General features: G+C 75.2%; 15 protein-coding genes, 2 pseudogenes and 2 riboswitches. Of the genes and pseudogenes, 7 read left to right on the top strand and 10 right to left on the bottom strand.

All coding sequences use genetic code 11. The features are described 5' to 3' along the window. Window positions 1-186: pseudogene (locus tag BLT76_RS26075) on the bottom strand (DUF222 domain-containing protein); the annotation flags it as partial. Window positions 187-761: 575 nt separating this feature from the next. Here BLT76_RS26075 and BLT76_RS25190 point away from each other — a divergent pair. Both BLT76_RS25190 and BLT76_RS25185 read left to right on the top strand, forming a co-directional pair. Continuing rightward, the gene (locus tag BLT76_RS25190; RefSeq protein WP_139175873.1) at window positions 762-1,262 is read left to right on the top strand and encodes a hypothetical protein; all 501 of its coding nucleotides are present in this window, start codon (window positions 762-764) and stop codon (window positions 1,260-1,262) included. Window positions 1,263-1,273: 11 nt separating this feature from the next. Next, window positions 1,274-1,945 (top strand): hypothetical protein, encoded by a 672-nt coding sequence (locus BLT76_RS25185; RefSeq protein ID WP_090861072.1) that lies wholly within the window; start codon window positions 1,274-1,276, stop codon window positions 1,943-1,945. Window position 1,946: 1 nt separating this feature from the next. Here the strand turns inward: BLT76_RS25185 and cobBC are convergent. The 4 genes and pseudogenes from cobBC to BLT76_RS25165 all read right to left on the bottom strand — a co-directional run bounded on the left by cobBC (window position 1,947) and on the right by BLT76_RS25165 (window position 7,458). Then, window positions 1,947-4,254 (bottom strand): annotated as a pseudogene (gene cobBC / locus BLT76_RS26730) (bifunctional hydrogenobyrinic acid a,c-diamide synthase/histidinol phosphate aminotransferase CobBC). Beyond that, complete coding sequence (cobO, locus tag BLT76_RS25175; RefSeq protein WP_090861077.1) at window positions 4,248-4,862, bottom strand: cob(I)yrinic acid a,c-diamide adenosyltransferase; 615 nt, start codon at window positions 4,860-4,862, stop codon at window positions 4,248-4,250. The pseudogene cobBC and the gene cobO overlap by 7 nt, the downstream one beginning before the upstream one ends. Continuing rightward, window positions 4,862-5,482 (bottom strand): 5,6-dimethylbenzimidazole synthase, encoded by a 621-nt coding sequence (gene bluB / locus BLT76_RS25170; RefSeq protein ID WP_090861071.1) that lies wholly within the window; start codon window positions 5,480-5,482, stop codon window positions 4,862-4,864. The genes cobO and bluB overlap by 1 nt, the downstream gene beginning before the upstream one ends. Continuing rightward, the gene (locus tag BLT76_RS25165; protein WP_244509575.1) at window positions 5,479-7,458 is read right to left on the bottom strand and encodes a VWA domain-containing protein; all 1,980 of its coding nucleotides are present in this window, start codon (window positions 7,456-7,458) and stop codon (window positions 5,479-5,481) included. Before BLT76_RS25165 ends, bluB begins: the two co-directional genes overlap by 4 nt. Window positions 7,459-7,480: 22 nt before the next feature. Continuing rightward, a riboswitch (cobalamin riboswitch) is annotated at window positions 7,481-7,629 on the bottom strand. Between the two features lie 16 nt (window positions 7,630-7,645). On the opposite strand from BLT76_RS25165, the gene cbiE reads away from it, so the two are divergent. The 3 genes from cbiE (at window position 7,646) to BLT76_RS25150 (ending at window position 10,464) form a co-directional block, all read left to right on the top strand. Further along, the gene (cbiE, locus tag BLT76_RS25160; protein ID WP_179714417.1) at window positions 7,646-9,226 is read left to right on the top strand and encodes a precorrin-6y C5,15-methyltransferase (decarboxylating) subunit CbiE; all 1,581 of its coding nucleotides are present in this window, start codon (window positions 7,646-7,648) and stop codon (window positions 9,224-9,226) included. Then, window positions 9,223-9,981 (top strand): precorrin-4 C(11)-methyltransferase, encoded by a 759-nt coding sequence (gene cobM / locus BLT76_RS25155; protein WP_170867257.1) that lies wholly within the window; start codon window positions 9,223-9,225, stop codon window positions 9,979-9,981. Before cbiE ends, cobM begins: the two co-directional genes overlap by 4 nt. A gap of 153 nt (window positions 9,982-10,134) precedes the next feature. Beyond that, the gene (locus tag BLT76_RS25150; protein ID WP_090861069.1) at window positions 10,135-10,464 is read left to right on the top strand and encodes a hypothetical protein; all 330 of its coding nucleotides are present in this window, start codon (window positions 10,135-10,137) and stop codon (window positions 10,462-10,464) included. A gap of 4 nt (window positions 10,465-10,468) precedes the next feature. Here BLT76_RS25150 and BLT76_RS25145 read toward each other — a convergent pair whose 3' ends face one another. Then, on the bottom strand, window positions 10,469-11,176 hold the full coding sequence (locus tag BLT76_RS25145) for an SDR family oxidoreductase (protein ID WP_090861074.1): 708 nt from the start codon (window positions 11,174-11,176) through the stop codon (window positions 10,469-10,471). Window positions 11,177-11,274: 98 nt separating this feature from the next. Here BLT76_RS25145 and BLT76_RS25140 point away from each other — a divergent pair, with 98 nt between their 5' ends. Beyond that, on the top strand, window positions 11,275-11,838 hold the full coding sequence (locus tag BLT76_RS25140; protein ID WP_090861068.1) for a TetR/AcrR family transcriptional regulator: 564 nt from the start codon (window positions 11,275-11,277) through the stop codon (window positions 11,836-11,838). 14 nt (window positions 11,839-11,852) lie between these two features. Here the strand turns inward: BLT76_RS25140 and BLT76_RS25135 are convergent, their stop codons facing one another. The 4 genes from BLT76_RS25135 to BLT76_RS25120 all read right to left on the bottom strand — a co-directional run bounded on the left by BLT76_RS25135 (window position 11,853) and on the right by BLT76_RS25120 (window position 16,417). Then, window positions 11,853-13,163, bottom strand: coding sequence for a reverse transcriptase family protein (locus BLT76_RS25135; RefSeq protein ID WP_090861067.1), 1,311 nt, complete (start codon window positions 13,161-13,163; stop codon window positions 11,853-11,855). Window positions 13,164-13,392: 229 nt separating this feature from the next. Beyond that, window positions 13,393-14,895, bottom strand: a complete 1,503-nt coding sequence (locus BLT76_RS25130) for a precorrin-2 C(20)-methyltransferase (protein WP_090861066.1) — start codon at window positions 14,893-14,895, stop codon at window positions 13,393-13,395. Then, window positions 14,892-15,548 (bottom strand): precorrin-8X methylmutase, encoded by a 657-nt coding sequence (locus BLT76_RS25125; RefSeq protein ID WP_090861065.1) that lies wholly within the window; start codon window positions 15,546-15,548, stop codon window positions 14,892-14,894. Before BLT76_RS25125 ends, BLT76_RS25130 begins: the two co-directional genes overlap by 4 nt. Next, window positions 15,545-16,417 (bottom strand): nitrite reductase, encoded by an 873-nt coding sequence (locus tag BLT76_RS25120; protein ID WP_090861064.1) that lies wholly within the window; start codon window positions 16,415-16,417, stop codon window positions 15,545-15,547. Before BLT76_RS25120 ends, BLT76_RS25125 begins: the two co-directional genes overlap by 4 nt. Before the next feature lie 53 nt (window positions 16,418-16,470). Continuing rightward, window positions 16,471-16,677, bottom strand: a riboswitch (cobalamin riboswitch). 28 nt (window positions 16,678-16,705) lie between these two features. On the opposite strand from BLT76_RS25120, the gene BLT76_RS25115 reads away from it, so the two are divergent. Then, the coding region (locus BLT76_RS25115; protein ID WP_090861063.1) for an S-methyl-5'-thioadenosine phosphorylase at window positions 16,706-17,364 on the top strand (659 nt) is incomplete at its 3' end.

The raw sequence follows: 17,364 nt of genomic DNA, 5'->3' as shown, positions 1-17,364 counted from the left end.
CACCCGCCCGGGCGCACACCCGCCGATCGCCCGGGCTACGGCCTCGTCCACCAGCGCGACCTGGTCGAACGACAGCTTGCGGGTCATGGACGCGACCCGGCACGCGACCCACGCCTCGCAGGCGAGGGTCTGGACGATGGCCCACGTTTGGGGGAGGCGGTGGCGCAGGTCGAGGGCGTCGGCCATCACTGCGCGGGTGGAGAGGAGGTGGGTGTGGCGGGCGATGGCGAGCTCGCCGAGGCAGAGGTCTTGGACGTAGGGGGTGCCGTCGCCGCCGAGGTCGATGAGCTGGTCCCCGCCGTACCGGACGGGGATTGCGCCGGGCTTGTGTTGGGGGTCGTCGCGGTGAAGAAAAGCGAGTGGAGGCCAGGTGGCCCCTTCTCCCTACCGCCCGCAAGGTCCCTCCGGACGTGCTGCGGCGAGCGACCAGCTGCCCGGCCGCCGACCGCGACCACCCGCGGACCTGACCCGGTAGCCAGCCAAACAACGACGACCCGGACGGATCTGCAGCCCACGACCGGCCAAGGCGGCAGCGCTCGGCGAGGCGGGTTGGCTGCGGGGGATTCGACACGGTCGCTAGCGCGACCTGCTCAACCACCGGCGACGGCTGGGAGGAGACCCCTGTCACACGCAAGGGGTTCCCCCGATGCGCCAGATTCGGACCTGTTCGAAGGTAAAGAGACATCTTCCAACATCGAGGAGGAGTCATCCCCACATCGACGAAGATCCAGCTCGGAAGTGCCGCGGTCCTGGGAGGAGTCGTGGTCGGCCTCGTTCCAGGAGTGCCGGCCTCGGCGGTCGTGGCCGCCGAGGGCACCCACTGCGTCGTCTCCGCGGAGACCGGGACGGAGCGCTGCTACGCGTCACTCGAGTCCGCGCTCTCGGCCGCCTCGGGGGACCGGATCGAGCTCAGTGACGGCGCGAGACCGGGCGGTGTCGAGCTCGAGCAGGAGGTCGCCGCGGCCAACCGGCAGGTCGGGGCGGCGGGCGAGGTCATCGGCGCGGTCGTGTACGACGATGCGCGCTACCAGGGGTCGTCGTACACGATCACGATCGGCGCGCCCTGCAAGAAGGACGGCTGGATGGAGTGGGAGCTGGAGCTCCCCGAGGACTGGCGCAACCGCGTCACCTCCACCCAGTCCTGGGCCAACTGCTGGGTGTGGCTGTGGGACGAGGCCGGCACCAAGGAAGGCCCCTACGAGGACGACAACCCGGACGTCGGCGCCTTCAGCGACCGCGCCTGGCGCGTCGGCATGAGCTGAGGAGAGCACCTATGATGCGCAAGACCACCGCGGCCGTCGCCCTGACCGCCGCCACCGCCCTGACCGTCCCGCTCGCCCCGACGAGCGCGAGCGCTGCGCCGGACAGCGGGACCAGCAGCGGGCCCTACGTCACCGCCGGGAAGCCGGGCCAGCCCGGGGCGCGCGGGATCACCGCAGCCGAGGACTCACCGACCGTCCAGGAGCTCCTCGACAAGTGCGACGGCGGCGACCTCGACGTGTGCGAGTTCCACCCGAGCGGCGAGACGATCTCGCAGGGGGAGTTCAAGTTCGCCGGCAGCGCGGCCAACTGCGCCGCCGACTCCCAGACCCGCGAGATCAACTGGTCCTCGACCGAGGGTGAGACCAATTCGCTCGGCATCACGCTGGGGGTCAAGGCCGGGCTGAAGGACGTCTACGAGGTGAGCATCGAGACGACGTACGGGCACGAGTGGACCTGGTCGAAGACCACCCAGGACAAGCTCACCCAGACCGTCAGCCCGGGCAAGGCGGTGAACCTCTACGTCGCAGCCGACCGCTCGACGGTCACCGGCACCTACGAGATGCACTTCGGGGACCCGTACTACGGCCACTACTACTGGTACGTGAACGACGTGTCGGTCAGTGCGCCGACCTTCAACACGCCGTGGCACACCCGCACCGAGGAGACGGACGCCAACTGCTGAGCTACAGGCACCCGCGCAGGGTGTCCAGGAACCGGGTCGTGGTCGGCGTCGAGCGGACCGCGACCCGGATCCACGTCCCGTCCAGGCCGGGGAAGGTGTCGGCCCGTCGTACGGCGACGCCTGCGGCCCGGAGCCGCTCGTGCACGCCGGCGCCGGGACGGGCGAGCACGAAGGACGTCGCCGACGGGAGGTACGCGACATCGAGGTCGCTCAGACCCGCTTCCAGGACGGCGCGCCAGTCCGCGATCTCGACCGCACGACGCTCCGCCTCCACCAGCGCCTCGGGCGTGCAGCAGGCGATCATCGCCGCGGCGGCGGTCGTCGAGACCGACCACGCGACCTGGCCGCGCCGCAGCTCGGCGACCAGAGCGGCCGGGCCGAGCAGGTAGCCGGCGCGCACCCCCGGGATGCCCCAGTGCTTGGTCAGGCTGCGGGTGACCAGCAGGTCCGGGTGCCGGGTCAGCGACTCGGTCTCGCCGGGCACGGTGTCCATGAACGCCTCGTCGACCAGCACCACCCGGCCCGGCCGCGCCAGGTCGGCGATCCGGCGGGCGGGGTGCAGGGCCCCGGTGGGGTTGGTGGGGTTGCCGACGACGACCAGGTCGGCGTCCTCGGGGATGCCGGTGAGGTCCCAGGAGACGACGGGGGTCACCTCGTGGCCGGCCTGCTCCAGCGCCGCGTGCGGCTCGGTGAACTGCGGGTGCACGACGACCGGCCTCCGCCACTGCCGCAGCCGGGCCACGAGCGAGAAGGCCTCCGCGGCACCGGCGGTGGCCAGCACCTCGTCGGGCGCGCGGTCGTGCCGGGCGGCGAGGGCGGCCTCGGCGGCGCGGGCGCTCGGGTAGGCGCCGAGGTCGTCCAGGCTGTCGCGCAGGGCGGTGTCGAGCCAGGGCGGGCGTGGGCCGTCGTACACGTTCACGGCGAGGTCGAGCAGCCCGTCGCCGAGCTCCGCGTCCCCGTGGTGGCGGAGCCCGTCATCCATGGACGGCGTCCGCGAACCGTTGGGCGAGCTGCGGGTGGCCCGCCCAGTGCGTGTGGAGGTACGACGCGTGCAGCCGCGGGCCGGCGAAGCCGACGGCCGTGCCGTCGACCTCCCAGGCCGGCGTCGCGCCGGCGACCGGGGTGACGTGCGTGCGGTGGAACTCGTGGCCGGTGACGACTTCTCCACAGCGGGTCAGCAGGTTGTCGGTGGTGGCCGTCATCGTCGGGTAGCGCAGGGTCAGTCGCTCGGTCATGACCGCTTCCGCGGTGACGGCGCCCACCATCGAGGAGGAGTCCAGTGAGGCGCAGAGGTAGAGCAGCCCGGCGCACTCCGCCACGGTCGGGACGCCGTCCGCGACCGCCGCCGCGAGGTCGCGCCGCAGCGCCGCGTTGCCGCTGAGTGCGCCCGCGTGCACCTCGGGGAAGCCGCCGCCCAGGTAGATCCCTGCCGTCCCGGGCGGCAGGGCCGGGTCGGTCATCGGGTCGAACGCCACCACCTCGCAGCCGGCCGCGCGCAGCAGCTCCTCGGTCTCGGTGTAGCGGAAGGTGAACGCCCGGCCACCGGCCATCGCGACGACGGGCCGCTGCGGCGACGGCGGGTGTACGACGGCCGCCGGGTCCCAGGCCGCGTCGGCCAGGTCGGGCGCCGTCGCGGCGACCGCGAGCACGGCGTCCAGGTCGACGTGCGCGGCGACCTGCTCGGCCAGTCGGTCGAGGGCCGCCGCCGAGAGCTCGCGCTCGGCCGCGGGCACCAGCCCGAGGTGGCGCGAGGGGGCGGCGACGCCGTCGTCACGGGGGAGCACCCCGAGGACCGGCAGGTCGATGGAGGAGCGCACCTCCGCGGCGTGCCGGGGGGAGCCGGCCTTGTTGAGGATCACGCCGGCGACCTCGACCGAGTCGTCCCAGGTGGCCATCCCGTGCACGACCGCGCCGATCGAGCGGGACGAGCGGGAGATGTCGACCACCAGGACGACGGGGGTGCGGGTGAGGGCCGCGACGTGGGCGGTCGACGAGAAGCCGTTCCCGCCGACGCGGCCGTCGTACAGGCCCATCACGCCCTCGACGACGGCGACGTCGGCGCCGGCCGCGCCGTGCAGCAGCAGCGGGACGACGCGCTCCTCGCCGACCAGGTGCGGGTCGAGGTTGCGGCCGGGCCGGCCGCAGGCGAGCGCGTGGTAGCCGGGATCGATGTAGTCCGGCCCGACCTTGTGCCCGCTGACGTCGTGGCCGGCGCGGGCGAGCGCGGCCATCAGGCCGGTCGAGACCGTGGTCTTGCCCTGCCCGGTGGCCGGAGCGGCGATCACCACGCGCGGGAGGGGAGTCACCACTCGATCCCCGCCTGGCCCTTCTGGCCGCGGTCCATCTGGTGCTTGACCTTGGTCATCTCGGTGACCAGGTCGGCGGCCTCGACCAGGGCGGGGTGGGCGCGGCGGCCGGTGACGACGACGTACTGCCGTCCGGGGCGGCCGCGCAGCGTGGAGACGACGTCGTCCACGTCGACCCAGCCCCACTCCATCGGGTAGGTGAACTCGTCGAGCACGTAGAGGTCGTGCCGCTCCTCGGCGATCCGGCGCTTGACCTCGGCCCAGCCCTCGGCGGCGTCGCGGGCGTGGTCCTCGGCGTCGCCGGCCTTGCGCGACCAGGACCAGCCGGCGCCCATCTTGTGCCACTCGACCGGGCCGCCCTCGCCGGTCTCGCGGTGCAGCTCGCCGAGGCGCTCGAGGACGCTCTGCTCGCCGATGCGCCACTTGGCCGACTTCACGAACTGGAAGATCCCGATGTCCCAGCCCTGGTTCCAGGCGCGGATGGCCATCCCGAACGCGGCGGAGGTCTTGCCCTTGCCGTCACCGGTGTTGACCATCAGCAGCGGCAGCCGGCGGCGCTGGGCGGTGGTGAGCCCGTCGTCCGGTACGGCGAGGGGCTGTCCCTTCGGCATCAGGCGCTCCACTTCTCGGCGTGTACGGCGGCGCTCAGCGGGCGACCCCGCCGCCATCCGTGCCGCTCGAGGTCGGGGACGTCCTGCACATGGGTGACCGGCCCGAGGCAGAGCCACGCGACCGGCCGCACCTGCGCGGGGATGCCGAGGAGGTCGCGCAGGAACTCCTCGCGGTAGAACGACACCCAGCCCACGCCGAGGCCCTCGGCGGTGGCGGCCAGCCAGAGGTTCTGGATCGCCAGGCAGGTGGAGTAGAGGCCGGCGTCGTCGATCGCGTGCCGGCCGAGCACCTGCGGGCCGCCGCGGTCGGGGTCGTGGGCGACGACCACCCCGAGGCTCGACTCGCGGATCCCCTCGACCTTGATCCGCTCGAAGACCTCGCGGCGGTCGACAGGCAGGGACTCGGCGTACGACGCCCGCTCGGCCGCGACGTGCGCCTGGAAGGTCGCGCGGGTCCCGAGGTCGCGGACCAGCACGAAGTCCCAGGGCTGGCTGTGCCCGACGCTCGGGGCGGCGTGGGCCGCGCCGAGGACCCGGTCGAGGACGGTCGGGTCGACCGGGTCGCCGTTGAACTCCGCCCGCACGTCGCGGCGCCGGGCGATCGCGTCGTAGAGGTTCATGCCGCGCGGCCGTCGCGGGCGACGCCGGCCAGCGCCTCGGCGCTGACCTCGGCGACGGCGAGGTGCTCCGCGCCGAGGTGCTCGGCCAGCACCCCGGCCAGACCGAGCCGCATCGCGCCGCTCTCGCAGTCGACGACGACGCTCTGGACGCCGGCGTTCGCGAGCACCCGGGCGGCCTGCCGCGACCGGGCGACGGCGTCCTTCCCGGCGGTGGCCCGGCCGTCGGTCACGACGACCAGCAGCGGGCGGCGGCGCGGGTCGCGGACCCGCTCGACCTCCAGCACGCGGGCGGCCTCCAGCAGGCCCTCGGCCAGCGGCGTGCGGCCGCCCGCGGGCAGCTGGTCGAGCCGCGCGGCGGCGATGTCGACCGAGCCGGTGGGCGGCAGCGCGAGGTCTGCGCCGTCGCCGCCGAAGGTGACCAGGCCGACCTTGTCGCGGCGCTGGTAGGCGTCGAGCAGCAGCGACAGGATCGCGGTCTTGACCTGCTCCATCCGCCTGCGCGCGGCCATCGAGCCCGAGGCGTCGACGCAGAAGAGCACCAGGTTGGCCTCGCGCCCCTCGCGGGTGGCCACGCGCAGGTCGGCGCCGCGCAGCAGCAGGCGGCCCGCCGTACGGCCCCGGGCGTGCTGGTGCGGCGCGGCCGCCAGCAGCGTGGCGACCAGGTCGACCGGGCCGCGGGTGCCGTGGCTGCTGCCGACGCTGCGGCCGGTCTCGGTCAGGGCACGACTCCGCTTGCCGGCCTCGCCGCGGCCGGTGCCGCGCACGGTCAGCAGCCGGGGTCGGTACGGCGTCCCCGCCGCCACCGTCCCTCCGGGCGCGGCCCCCCCGGTGGTTGAGGAGGGCGCGCTAGCGCCCGTCTCGAAACCCCCGTCACCCGACTGCCCCTCGGTGCCGCTCCCATCGGTGCCGCCCCCGTCGGTGCCACCCCCCTCGGTGCCACCCCCCTCGGGACCACCGTCCGGCGGACCGTCCGGCTCCGGGTCGTCCTCGCCGAGCACCTCGTCGAGCCGGTCCTCGTCGAGGCCGGGCGCGTCGAAGGGCGTACGACGGCGCCGGTGCGGCAGGGCCAGCCGGGCCGCGGCCCGGATGTCCTCGCGGGTCACCGAGGTGCGGCCGTGCCAGGCCGCGTGCGCGACGGCGGTGCGCGCGGTGACGATGTCGGCGCGCATGCCGTCCACGTCGAAGGCGGCGCAGACCTCGGCGATCGCGAGCAGGGCCGCGTCGGTCAGCTCGACCGCGGCGACCCGCTGCTGAGCGGCCCGGATCCGGTCGGTGAGCGCGCGCTGCTCCTCGTCGTAGCGCGCGACGAAGGCGGCGGGGTCGGCGTCGTACGCAAGACGGCGGCGGACCACCTCGACCCGCACGGCCGGGTCGCGCGGCGCGGCGACCTCGACGGTCAGCCCGAACCGGTCGAGCAGCTGCGGGCGCAGCTCGCCCTCTTCGGGGTTCATGGTGCCGACGAGGACGAACCGGGCGGCGTGCGAGAAGGAGATGCCGTCGCGCTCGACGGTCGAACGGCCCATGGCCGCGGCGTCGAGCAGCAGGTCGACCAGGTGGTCGTGGAGCAGGTTGACCTCGTCGACGTAGAGGATCCCGCGGTGGGCGCGGGCGAGCAGCCCGGGCTCGTACTCGGTCACGCCCGACGACAGCGCCTTCTCCAGCTGGATCGACCCGAGGACCCGGTCCTCGGTGGCGCCGACGGGCAGCTCGACGAGCCGGACCGGCCGGGTCTCGACCTCGACGGAGGGGTCGGGGGAGAGGGCGGGGGCGGTCGAGAAGGCATCGCCGGCGATCACGTCGATCGGCGGCAGCACCGCGGCCAGCGCCCGCACGATCGTCGACTTCGCGGTGCCCTTCTCGCCCCGGACGAGCACGCCGCCGACCTCCGGCGAGATGGTCGTGAGGATCAGCGCCAGGGCCATGTCGTCGGAGCCGACGACGGCACAGAAGGGGTACTGCAGTGACTCAGCTGGCAAGGGAGGCTCCCGCTCGTCCGCCATGGGTAGGAGCCGCGAGGCCGGTCTTCGGACTTCCCGGATCGACGCTCGCGCGTCGTCGCAGGTCACCGCAGCGGGCCTGTGCCGGACTCTCACCGGCTTCCCAGATTCTCCCTGCGGACGCAGGGCACCTCGTGGCTGTGCGGTCACGATAGCGTCAGCCCCCGTGCCCGCCGACCCCGCCCAGACCACCGCCCGGATCGTGGTCGCCGCCGTCTGCCTGCGCGACGACGCCGGCCGGGTGCTGGCCGTGCGCAAGCGGGGGACGACGCGCTTCATGCAGCCCGGCGGCAAGCTGGAGCCGGGGGAGACCCCGGCGCAGGCGGCGGTGCGCGAGGTCCGCGAGGAGATCGGGCTCGACATCGAGGTCCGCTACCTCGGCGAGTTCACCACCGAGGCCGCCAACGAGCCCGGTGCCGTGCTCGAGTCGACCGTCTTCACCGCCGAGCTCACCGGGACCCCCGTCGCGGACGGCGAGATCGAGGAGCTGCGCTGGGTCGAGCCGGACGCGACCGACGCCGACCTCGCGCCGCTGCTGCGCGACCACGTGCTGCTCGCCCTCGCCGCTCGCGTGACGGTGGTCGGCGTCGGGGCGGACGGTCGGCCGGCGGCGCCCGACCTGGTCGCGGGCGCCGACGTACTGCTGGGCGGTGCGCGCCACCTCGACCTCGTCCCGCTCGTCCCGGGCCAGGTACGACGACCCTGGCCGTCCCCGCTGCGGCCGGGTCTCGCGGCCGAGCTGGCCCGGCACAGCGGTCGCCGCGTCGTGGCCCTCGCCTCCGGCGATCCGCTCGTCTCCGGCATCGGCGGCACCCTCGTCGACCTGCTCGGCGCCGACGCGGTGGAGCTGCACCCAGCGGTGTCCTCGGTCGCCCTGGCCCGGGCCCGGATGGGCTGGCCGGCCGAGACGACCGCGGTCGTGACCGTCGTCGGCCGCGACCCGCACGCGGTCCTCCGCGAGCTCGCCCCGGGCCGCCGGGTGCTGGTGCTCTCCTCCGACGAGCGGACCCCGGCCGAGGTGGCCCGCCTCCTGACCGACGCCCGGTACGGCGCCAGCGCGATGACCGTCCTCGGCGACCTGGGCGCCCCGACCGAGTCGCGCGCGACCGGCACGGCGGCGTCCTGGAACGGCACCAGCCCGCGGCTGCACGTCCTGGCCCTCGAGCTCGACGGTCCGGTGGTCGGCTCCTGGGCGACCGGCCTGCCCGACGATGCCTTCGAGCACGACGGCCAGCTCACCAAGCGCGACCTGCGCGCGGTCGCGCTGGCCCGCCTGCAGCCGCAGCCCGGCCAGCTGCTCTGGGACGTCGGCGCCGGCGCCGGGTCGGTCGGCATCGAGTGGATGCGCGCGCACCCGTCCTGCCGCACGGTGGCCGTCGAGGCCGACCCCGAGCGGGCCGCGCGGATCGCCCGGAACGCCGCGGCCCTTGGCGTACCCGCCCTCGAGGTCGTCACCGGGCGCGCACCCGGCGTGCTGCCGGCGGAGGCCCCCGACGCGGTCTTCGTCGGCGGCGGCGCGACCGCTCCCGGCCTCCTCGACGCGTGTGTCGCGCGGCTCCGCCCCGGCGGCCGACTCGTGGTCCACGGCGTGACGATCGAGACCGAGGTCCTCCTCGCGGAGAGGTACGCCGACCTCGGCGGCGAGCTGACCCGCGTGGGCGTCGAGCACGCCGCGCCCATCGGCTCGTTCACCGGGTGGACCCCCGCCCGTACCGTCACCCAGTGGAGCTGGAGCAAGCACCCATGACCGTGCACTTCGTCGGCGCCGGACCCGGCGCGGCCGACCTGCTGACCCTGCGGGCGGCGAGCATGCTGGCCGCCGCCGACGTGGTGCTCTACCCGGGCACCTACCTCGACGCCGCCGTCCTCTCGCACTGTCGCGCGGACGCGCGGCTCGTCGACACCCAGGACCTCGACCTGGACGCCATCGTCGGCCACCTCGTCGACGCCCACCGCGCCGGCCGGGACGTCGTACGCCTGACCTCGGGGGACCCGTCGGTCTACTCCGCGGTCGCCGAGCAGGGCCGTCGCCTCGACGCCGCCGAGGTGCCGTGGGACGTCACCCCGGGCGTCCCGGCGTACGCCGCCGCGGCGGCCCTGGTCGGCCGCGAGCTGACCGTGCCGCTCGTCGCCCAGAGCGTCGTGCTCACCCGCACCCAGGCCCGGTCGACGAAGATGCCCGCGACCGAGTCGCTGGCCGCCTTCGCCGCGACCCGGGCCACCCTGGTCCTGCACCTGGCCATCACCCGGATCCGGGAGCTGGCCGCCGAGCTCGTGGGGGAGTACGGCGCCGACTGCCCGGTCGTCGTCGTGCACCGGGCGAGCCAGCCCGGCGAGCTGGTCCTGCGCGGCACCCTGACCGACGTCGCCGACCAGGTCGAGGCGGCCGGGCTGCGCCAGGCCGCCGTGGTCCTGGTCGGTCGCGCGCTCGACCCGGCCGCCGGCGGGGAGTCCTACCTCTACGACCCGGCCCGGGACCGCTCGGCGAAGGAGTCCCGGTAGGCGCCGGACGAGCGCCGGTCCGAGTGCGACGTACGCCTCACCCGAAAGGTAAAGAAACCTGTCTAGACGGGGTGTGGGGGTCGGCGCGACAGGGGAGGGTCCCGGACGCCGTGCCCCACTCGGCCGGCATCCCCCCGAAGACAGGATCCTGACTTGAAGAACCGTGCCCCGAAGCTGATCGCCTCCGCCTTCCTCGTCGTCACGCTCGCGACCGCCTGCGGTGGCGGCGGCCGGCCGTCCGTCGACGAGGTCTCGGAGGGAATGCAGGACAACGCCAGCGAGATCTTCGGCGACAGCGTGCCGACCGACGGCATCGACTGGGACTGCATGGCCAAGCTCTACGTCGACTCCGACCTCTCCGACGACGCGCTGCAGGCGATCGCCGACGGCGACAGCGACTTCAAGGGCGACGAGGACGACACGAAGGCCGCCGCCGAGGCGTCGAAGGGCGCCACGGACTGCGTCGAGGTCCCCTCCTCCTGATCGGTCAGGACGCGACGAGCTGCGGGAACTGCTCCTCGATGGGCAGGTGCAGGCCCGCCCGCACCCCGCGGCTCGTCTCGTCCGCCAGGACCTCCAGCGCTCCGGCCTCCACGCCGTCGAGCACCTGCCGCACCACGTCGGCCGGGTCCGCCTTCGGGGCGTCGACCCCGCTGACCATCTCGGTGTCGACGTAGCCGACGTAGACCCCGACCACCTGCACGCCCCGCGGCGCGAGCTCGAAGCGCATCGAGTCGGTGGCGCTCCACAGGGCCGCCTTCGAGACGCCGTACGACTGGCCGAGGGCCGCCCAGGAGAGGGCCGAGGCGACGTTCACGATCGCCCCGCCCGCGGCGACGACCCCCTCGACGAACGCCGACGTGACGGCGAGCGGGCCGAGCAGGTTGACCTCCAGCTCGCGCCGCAGGCCCGCGGGATCGTCGGCCAGCACCGACGTGGGGGCAGCCAGGCCCGCGTTGTTGACCACCACGGTCACGTCCGGGGCCGCGGCCGCCGCGCGGCGCACCGACTCCGGGTCGGTCACGTCCAGCTCCAGCGGTACGACGCGCGGGTCGTCGGCGACCACGGAGCGCGGGTCGCGGGCGGCGGCGTAGACCTTCGCGACGCCGCGCTCGAGGAGCTGGGCGACGTAGGCGGCCCCCATGCCGCGGTTGGCGCCGGTGACGAGGACGGTCTGGTGGGCGAGCGTGGTCATGCGGGTCTCCTCGGAGTCGAAGTACACCGATCGGTGTATTGCGACGAAGGTACACAGATCGGTTTACTTCCGGCAAGGGCGGACCTAGGATCGGTCTCGTGAGCGCGACCACCCGCAAGCCCGGAGCTCGCGACCGGCTGGTCGCCGCTGCCGAGCGACTCTTCTACGCCGACGGCATCCACGCGGTCGGCGTCGACCGGCTGTGCGCCGAGGCGGAGGTCTCCAAGCGCTCGCTCTACCAGCACTTCGCGGGCAAGGACGACGTCATCGTCGCGATGCTCGAGGCCCGCGGCGCCGCGCTGCGGTCGATGGGCGACCCGGGCGCGGACGCTCCGCCGCGCGAGCGGGTGCTCGGAGTCTTCGACGCGCTCGAGCGGGCCGCGCAGGACGACGGCTTCCGCGGCTGCCCGTTCGTCGGGGCCGCGACCGAGCTGAAGGACCCCGCCCACCCCGCCTCGGTCACGGCGCGCCAGCACAAGGAGGCGCTGACGGCGTGGTTCGCGGAGCGCGCCCGCGAGGCCGACGTCGCCGAGCCGGACGCCCTGGCCCTCCAGCTCACCCTGCTCTTCGACGGCGCCAGCGCGTACGCCGTCGTCCGCGGCGGCAGCACCGCCGCGACCCGGCAGGCGGTCGGGATCCTGCTCGACGCCCACGGGGCGTAGAGCGGGCGTAGGGCTCAGCGGCTCCAGTCGACCGCGTCGTGCTCGGCGAGCAGTCGGGCGCCGCGGACCGGGTCGTGCTGGGCCACCCAGGCGATCCGGCCGCGGAGGTGCTGCTCCCACGCGGGGACGCCGTCGCGGTTCTGGCTGCTCGCCCCGGACCGGCGACAGTTGTGCAGGATCGCGCGGAGCCGGTCGACCTCCGCCCGGGCCACTCGTGGTCGGTCGTTGACGACCAGCCCGCCGAGGGTCTGCCGGCCCGCGCGCGGCATCACGCCGGTCTTGCGGGCGTTGAGTCGGAACCCCTCGTCCCGCACGATCTCCTCGATCGCGTCGAGGAGCCGGGAGGTGCCGGTGCCCCAGCCCGTGGCGCCGGAGAAGGCCAGGTCGTCGGCGTACCGCGTGTAGCGACCGCCCCACGACCGGGCCAGGGCGCTCAGCCGCACGTCCAGCCGGAACGCCGCGAGGTTGGCCACCGCCGGGGAGGTCGGCGCGCCCTGCGGCAGGTGCGGGGCGGCCAGCCGGCGACCCAGCCGCCAGTGGGCGTCCAGCAGCCCGTCGCCTGCTGGCCGCGGGACCGCGCGCCACGCCGAGCGCGGCAGGACGGCGGTGACCAGGCCCGCCAACCGGTGCGCGACCGGCTCGGGGTAGCCCGCCGTACGCCAGATCCCGTAGACCCGGGAGACGGTGACGCTGGCGAAGAACGCCTCCAGGTCGAGCCGGACGACGACCGGCCGGCCGGCGTGCGGAGCGGCGTACGACGCGACCGAGCCGCCGGGCCGGAACCCGCGCGCCGCGTCGTGGGGCGGGACGCGCGAGAGGACCTCGTCGAGGAGCAGCCGCTGGACGGCCTTGAGGCGCGGCTTGGGCGCCTCGAGCACGCGGACGGCGCCGCTGGGTGCGATCCGGTGGCTGACCCGGTAGTGCTGGAGCGGGACGTCCGCGGCACTGCGGGCCAGGTGCCGCGGGTCCGCGAACCAGTCCAGCTCGGTGGCGGTGACCCCCAGGAGGTCCGCCAGGTCGCCGAGGTCGTCGAGCACCGGGAGCCGCCAGCGGTTGGCGAGCATCCGCGTGGGGGCCACGGGTTGCGCGACCGGACGCGTGCGGAGCGCCTTCGCCGCCGCGGGAAGCCCGGCGAGGTTGGTGGCGAGCTCCCGCGGGCGGTCGTGGGGAGGACGCGGGTAGAGGTCGAGCGTCTGCTGCACGAGGGGAGCCAGCCAGCGCGGGCGTCGCCCGAGGACGCCCGCGCCGCTCGCGCGGAGCCCGGTCGCCGTCCAGTCGCCGGCGAGGAACCCGGCGGCCAGCGCCCGGGCGAGGTCGTCCCTCACCGGGGCGCGGACGCCGGGGCGAGGTGGGGGTGCGGCAGCGCTGCTCGACCTGTCCCGTCGTGCGCGCGAAGACCTGCAGCGGAGCGCAGCGAGTCGCGCGCGGTGCCGTGCCCGAACGTTCCGGTGGTCCCCGGGGTAGCCCCGGGGAGGCTGGCCGGTGACGCACACCGGTCGGCCGTCTCGAGAGAGCGCTGCCGCACGTCGGGCACGATATCCGGCCCGCGCGTCGCTAGTGGACGAACCGCGGCGTCCACACCGCGCCCGAGGCGCTGACCCGGGTCGAGGACGCGCCCACGATCAGCAGGCACTTCATGTCCACGCTCCCGGCGTCCAGCTCGCCGAGGGTGGTCACGGTCAGCGACTCCTCGGCCCGGCCGACGTCGCGGCCGACGACCACGACGGTCTCGGGCGAGCGGTGCTCCAGGAGCAGCTTCTGCATCTCGACGACCTGGTGGGTCCGCGAGCGCGAGGCCGGGTTGTAGACGGCCAGCACCAGGTCGGCCTCCGCGATCGCACGCAACCGCCGCTCGACGACCGACCACGGCTTGAGCCGGTCCGACAGCGAGAGGACCGCGAAGTCCGCGCCCACCGGGGCGCCGGCCCGCGCGGCCACCGCCTGCACGGCCGAGACCCCGGGGAGCACCCGCACCGGGACGTCGGCGTACGCCGGGTCCTCCGCGGCCTCGAAGACGGCCGCGGCCATCCCGAAGACCCCGGCGTCGCCGCCCGACACCACGGCCACCCGCTCGCCCGCGCGCGCCAGGTCGAGGGCGTGCCGGGCCCGGTCGACCTCGACGGTGTTGCCCGACGCGTGCCGCTGGAGTCCCGGCCGTTGCGGCACCCGTGCGACGTACGGCGCGTAGCCGACCACGTGGTCGACCTCGGCCAGGGCCACCTCGACCTCCGGCGTGAGCCAGGCGTCCGGGCCGGGGCCGAGCCCGACCACGAGCAGCTCCCGGGGCCGGCCCGCCGGCGTGAGCGCGGGGTCGGCGGCCGTCCGGCGGCCGGCCCCGTGCACCGAGTCGCCCGGCACGACCACGAGCGAGAAGTACGGCACCGACGCCGGGTCGACCTCGGCCACGGGCAGCCAGCGCTGCTCGGGCATGGACGCGCGCTCGACGTACAGCGCGCCGTCGAGGCGGCCGGCCGCCTCCAGCGCCCGTCGTACGGCGGGGAAGGTGCGGCCGAGCTTCATGATGATCGCGCCGTCGGTGTCGGCGAGGCGCCGGGCCAGCTCGGGCTCGGGCAGGGTGCCGGGCAGCACGGTGAGGACGTCGGTCTGGCGCACCAGCGGGGTGGCCGCGGCGGCGGTGGCGGCCGCGAACGCGGGGACGCCGGGCACGATCTCGGTCTCGAAGCGCTCGGCCAGCCGGTCGTGCATGTACATGAACGAGCCGTAGAACAGCGGGTCGCCCTCGGCCAGCAGGACCACGTCGCGCCCGGCCGCGAGGTGGGCGGCCAGCCGGGAGGCGGACTCCTCGTAGAAGTCGGCCAGCGCGCCGGCGTACCCGCCCGGGTGCTCGGTCGCGCCCGTGGTGACGGGGTAGCGCAGCTCCTCCTCGATCGCGGAGGCCGGGATCAGCGCCGCGGCGGTACGTCGGGCGTTGGACTGCTTGCCGACCCCGGCGTGGTAAGCCACGACGTCGGCGGAGCCGATCAGCCGGGCGGCCTTCAGGGTGATCAGCTCGGGGTCGCCGGGCCCCAGCCCGACGCCGGAGAACCGGCCGGTCACTCCTCCTCCTGGGCCAGCGCGTTGATCGCCGAGGAGGCCATCGCCGAGCCTCCGCGGCGACCCCGGACCGTCACGAACGGGACGTCGATGCCGTGGTCGGCGGCGAAGCTGGACAGCGCCTCCTTGGACTCCGCGGCGCCGATGAACCCGACCGGGCAGCCGATGATCGCGGACGGGCGGGGCGCGCCGTCGGCGAGCATCTCCAGCAGGTGGAAGAGCGCGGTCGGGGCGTTGCCGATGGCGACGACCGCGCCGTCGAGGAGCGGCTCCCACAGCGAGACCGCGGCCGCCGTACGGGTGGTGCCGAAGGAGCGGGCCAGGCCGGGCACCCGCTCGTCGGTGAGGAAGCACCGCACCTCGTTGTCGGCGGGCAGCCGACCGGCGGTGATGCCCATCGCGACCATCCGCGCGTCGCAGAGGATCGGGGCGCCGAGCATCAGCGCGGCCCGGGCCGAGGCGACCAGCCGGTCGTGGACCACCAGGTCGGGCACCAGGTCGACCTGGCCGCTGCCGTGCACCATCCGCACGGCCAGCTTCTCCGCGTCGGTCGGCAGCCCGGCGAACGACGCCTCGCGCCGGATCGTCGCGAACGAGTCGACGTAGATCGCGGGCCCGTCGTCGACGTAGGGGTAGCGCTTGGTCGGGCGCCTCATCGGGTCTCCTCCGGGTCGGGGACGAGCACGCCGCGCCACGGCGTGACCACCAGCTCGCGCTCGTACGACGCCAGCCGCGTGACCAGGTCGGGGTCGAGGACACCGTCGGGCGCGGCGACGTGGAGCCCGCCGGGCACCGGGCCGTGGGGGAGCGGCCCGCTCGGGGCAGGGGCCTCGCCGCCCAGGGGGAACGGCTCGCTGAGCGGCAGCGCCAGCTCGTCGACGTGCCAGGGCGCGTCCGGCCCGGTGCCGGCGGCGACCAGGAACCGCTGGGCCAGCACGACCAGGAACTGCGCCGCCTTCGTCAGGGGTACGACGTCGCCCCAGCGCCGGCTGCCGACCCGGAGCTGCGCCAGCCGGGCGGACAGGGCGACCAGCCCCAGGTCGGCGGTGCGGTCGAGGAGGTCGCCGCGGCCGTCGTCGAGCACGAACAGGAAGCGGCCCGGCAGGGCGGCCAGGTCGGGGGCGGCGCGGAGCCGCTCGTCGAGGTCGGTGGCGACCGGCCGGAGATTCGCCCGCCCGCCGGCCAGGCCGGTCTGCGGGGAGACCATCAGGTTGCGCGCGAGCTCGTGGGTGCGCGACGGGAGCAGGCCGGTGGCCTCGACCGCCTCGACGACCTCGGCGGGCAGCGCGCCGTCCGGCCCAGACGGCAGCCCACGCAGCTGGAGGTTGGCCCGGCCGGTCAGGTGCACGTCGCCGTCGCCGTAGCGCCGGGCGACCTCGCCGAGCGCGCTCAGGGACGCGGGGGAGACCCGGCCGCCGACCAGGCGCAGCCGGACCAGCGCGCCGTCCTCGGCCGGCCAGGGGCGCAGCACGCCGGGGCAGCGGTCCCGCCGGGTGCGGGGCGATCCGCCGGACGATCCAGGCACATCAGGTCCTTCGAGGTCCGGGCCCGTGCGCGAGGCCCGCGTCGACCTCGCGGCGGTCGCCGCAAGGGCCAGCAGGTCTTCGGACTCGGGATCGACCGGTGCGGAGCGCCTTCCCGGACCTCGCGGCCCAGTGACTGGTCCGAGGTCGCCCCCGTCCCGTGCCCCGCCCGTCACCCACACCGCTGCGCGTCAGTCCCGGAGTCGCACCGGGTTCCCTGACCTCACTCACGTGATGGTCGACTGGCGCTCGGAGATTATCGCGCCCCGCTGCTCTGGCACAGTTCGGCCATGAGCTCACCCCGGGCGGAGGTCGCCGTCATCGGCGGCACCGGCTTCTACTCCTTCCTTACCCAGACCGGCGGCGACGCCGAGGAGGTCGTCGTCGAGACGCCGTACGGCGCCCCGTCGGCGCCGGTCTCCCTCGGCACCGTCGCGGGCCGCCGGGTGGCGTTCCTGCCGCGGCACGGGAAGCGCCACGAGCACCCTCCGCACGGGATCAACTACCGGGCGAACCTGTGGGCGCTGCGCTCGCTGGGCGTGGGCCAGGTGCTCGCTCCGTGCGCGGTCGGCGGACTGCGCGCCGAGGTCGCGCCGGGTGACGTGGTCGTCCCCGACCAGCTCGTGGACCGCACCCACCGCCGGATCTCCAGCTACGTCGAGACCGGGGCCGTGCACCTGCCCTTCGCCGACCCGTACTGCCCGCGGGTGTCGCTGGCGGTCGCGGGCGCGGACCCGGAGGTGAAGGTCGGCGGGACCATGGTCGTGATCGAGGGGCCGCGGTTCTCCACGCGGGCCGAGTCGCGCCACTACGGCGCCCAGGGCTGGAGCCTGATCAACATGACCGGCGCCCCCGAGGCGGCGCTCGCCCGGGAGCTGCGGATGTGCTACTCGGCGATCGCCCTGGTCACCGACATGGACGCCGGGGTCGAGTCCGGCTCGGGGGTCGG

This window comes from Nocardioides lianchengensis, assembly GCF_900101465.1.
Lineage (GTDB): Bacteria > Actinomycetota > Actinomycetes > Propionibacteriales > Nocardioidaceae > Nocardioides > Nocardioides lianchengensis.
Note: the sequence above shows the minus strand (reverse complement) of the source record. Positions and strands in the feature narration are given on the sequence as shown.

Bases quoted from the DNA above. Each gene is read 5' to 3' on its own strand.
- BLT76_RS25185 (WP_090861072.1), top strand. From the start codon at position 1,274: ATGATGCGCAAGACCACCGCGGCCGTCGCCCTGACCGCCGCCACCGCC.
- cobO (WP_090861077.1), bottom strand. From the start codon at position 4,862: ATGCCGAAGGGACAGCCCCTCGCCGTACCGGACGACGGGCTCACCACC.
- bluB (WP_090861071.1), bottom strand. From the start codon at position 5,482: ATGAACCTCTACGACGCGATCGCCCGGCGCCGCGACGTGCGGGCGGAG.
- cobM (WP_170867257.1), top strand. From the start codon at position 9,223: ATGACCGTGCACTTCGTCGGCGCCGGACCCGGCGCGGCCGACCTGCTG.
- BLT76_RS25145 (WP_090861074.1), bottom strand. From the start codon at position 11,176: ATGACCACGCTCGCCCACCAGACCGTCCTCGTCACCGGCGCCAACCGC.
- BLT76_RS25125 (WP_090861065.1), bottom strand. From the start codon at position 15,548: ATGAGGCGCCCGACCAAGCGCTACCCCTACGTCGACGACGGGCCCGCG.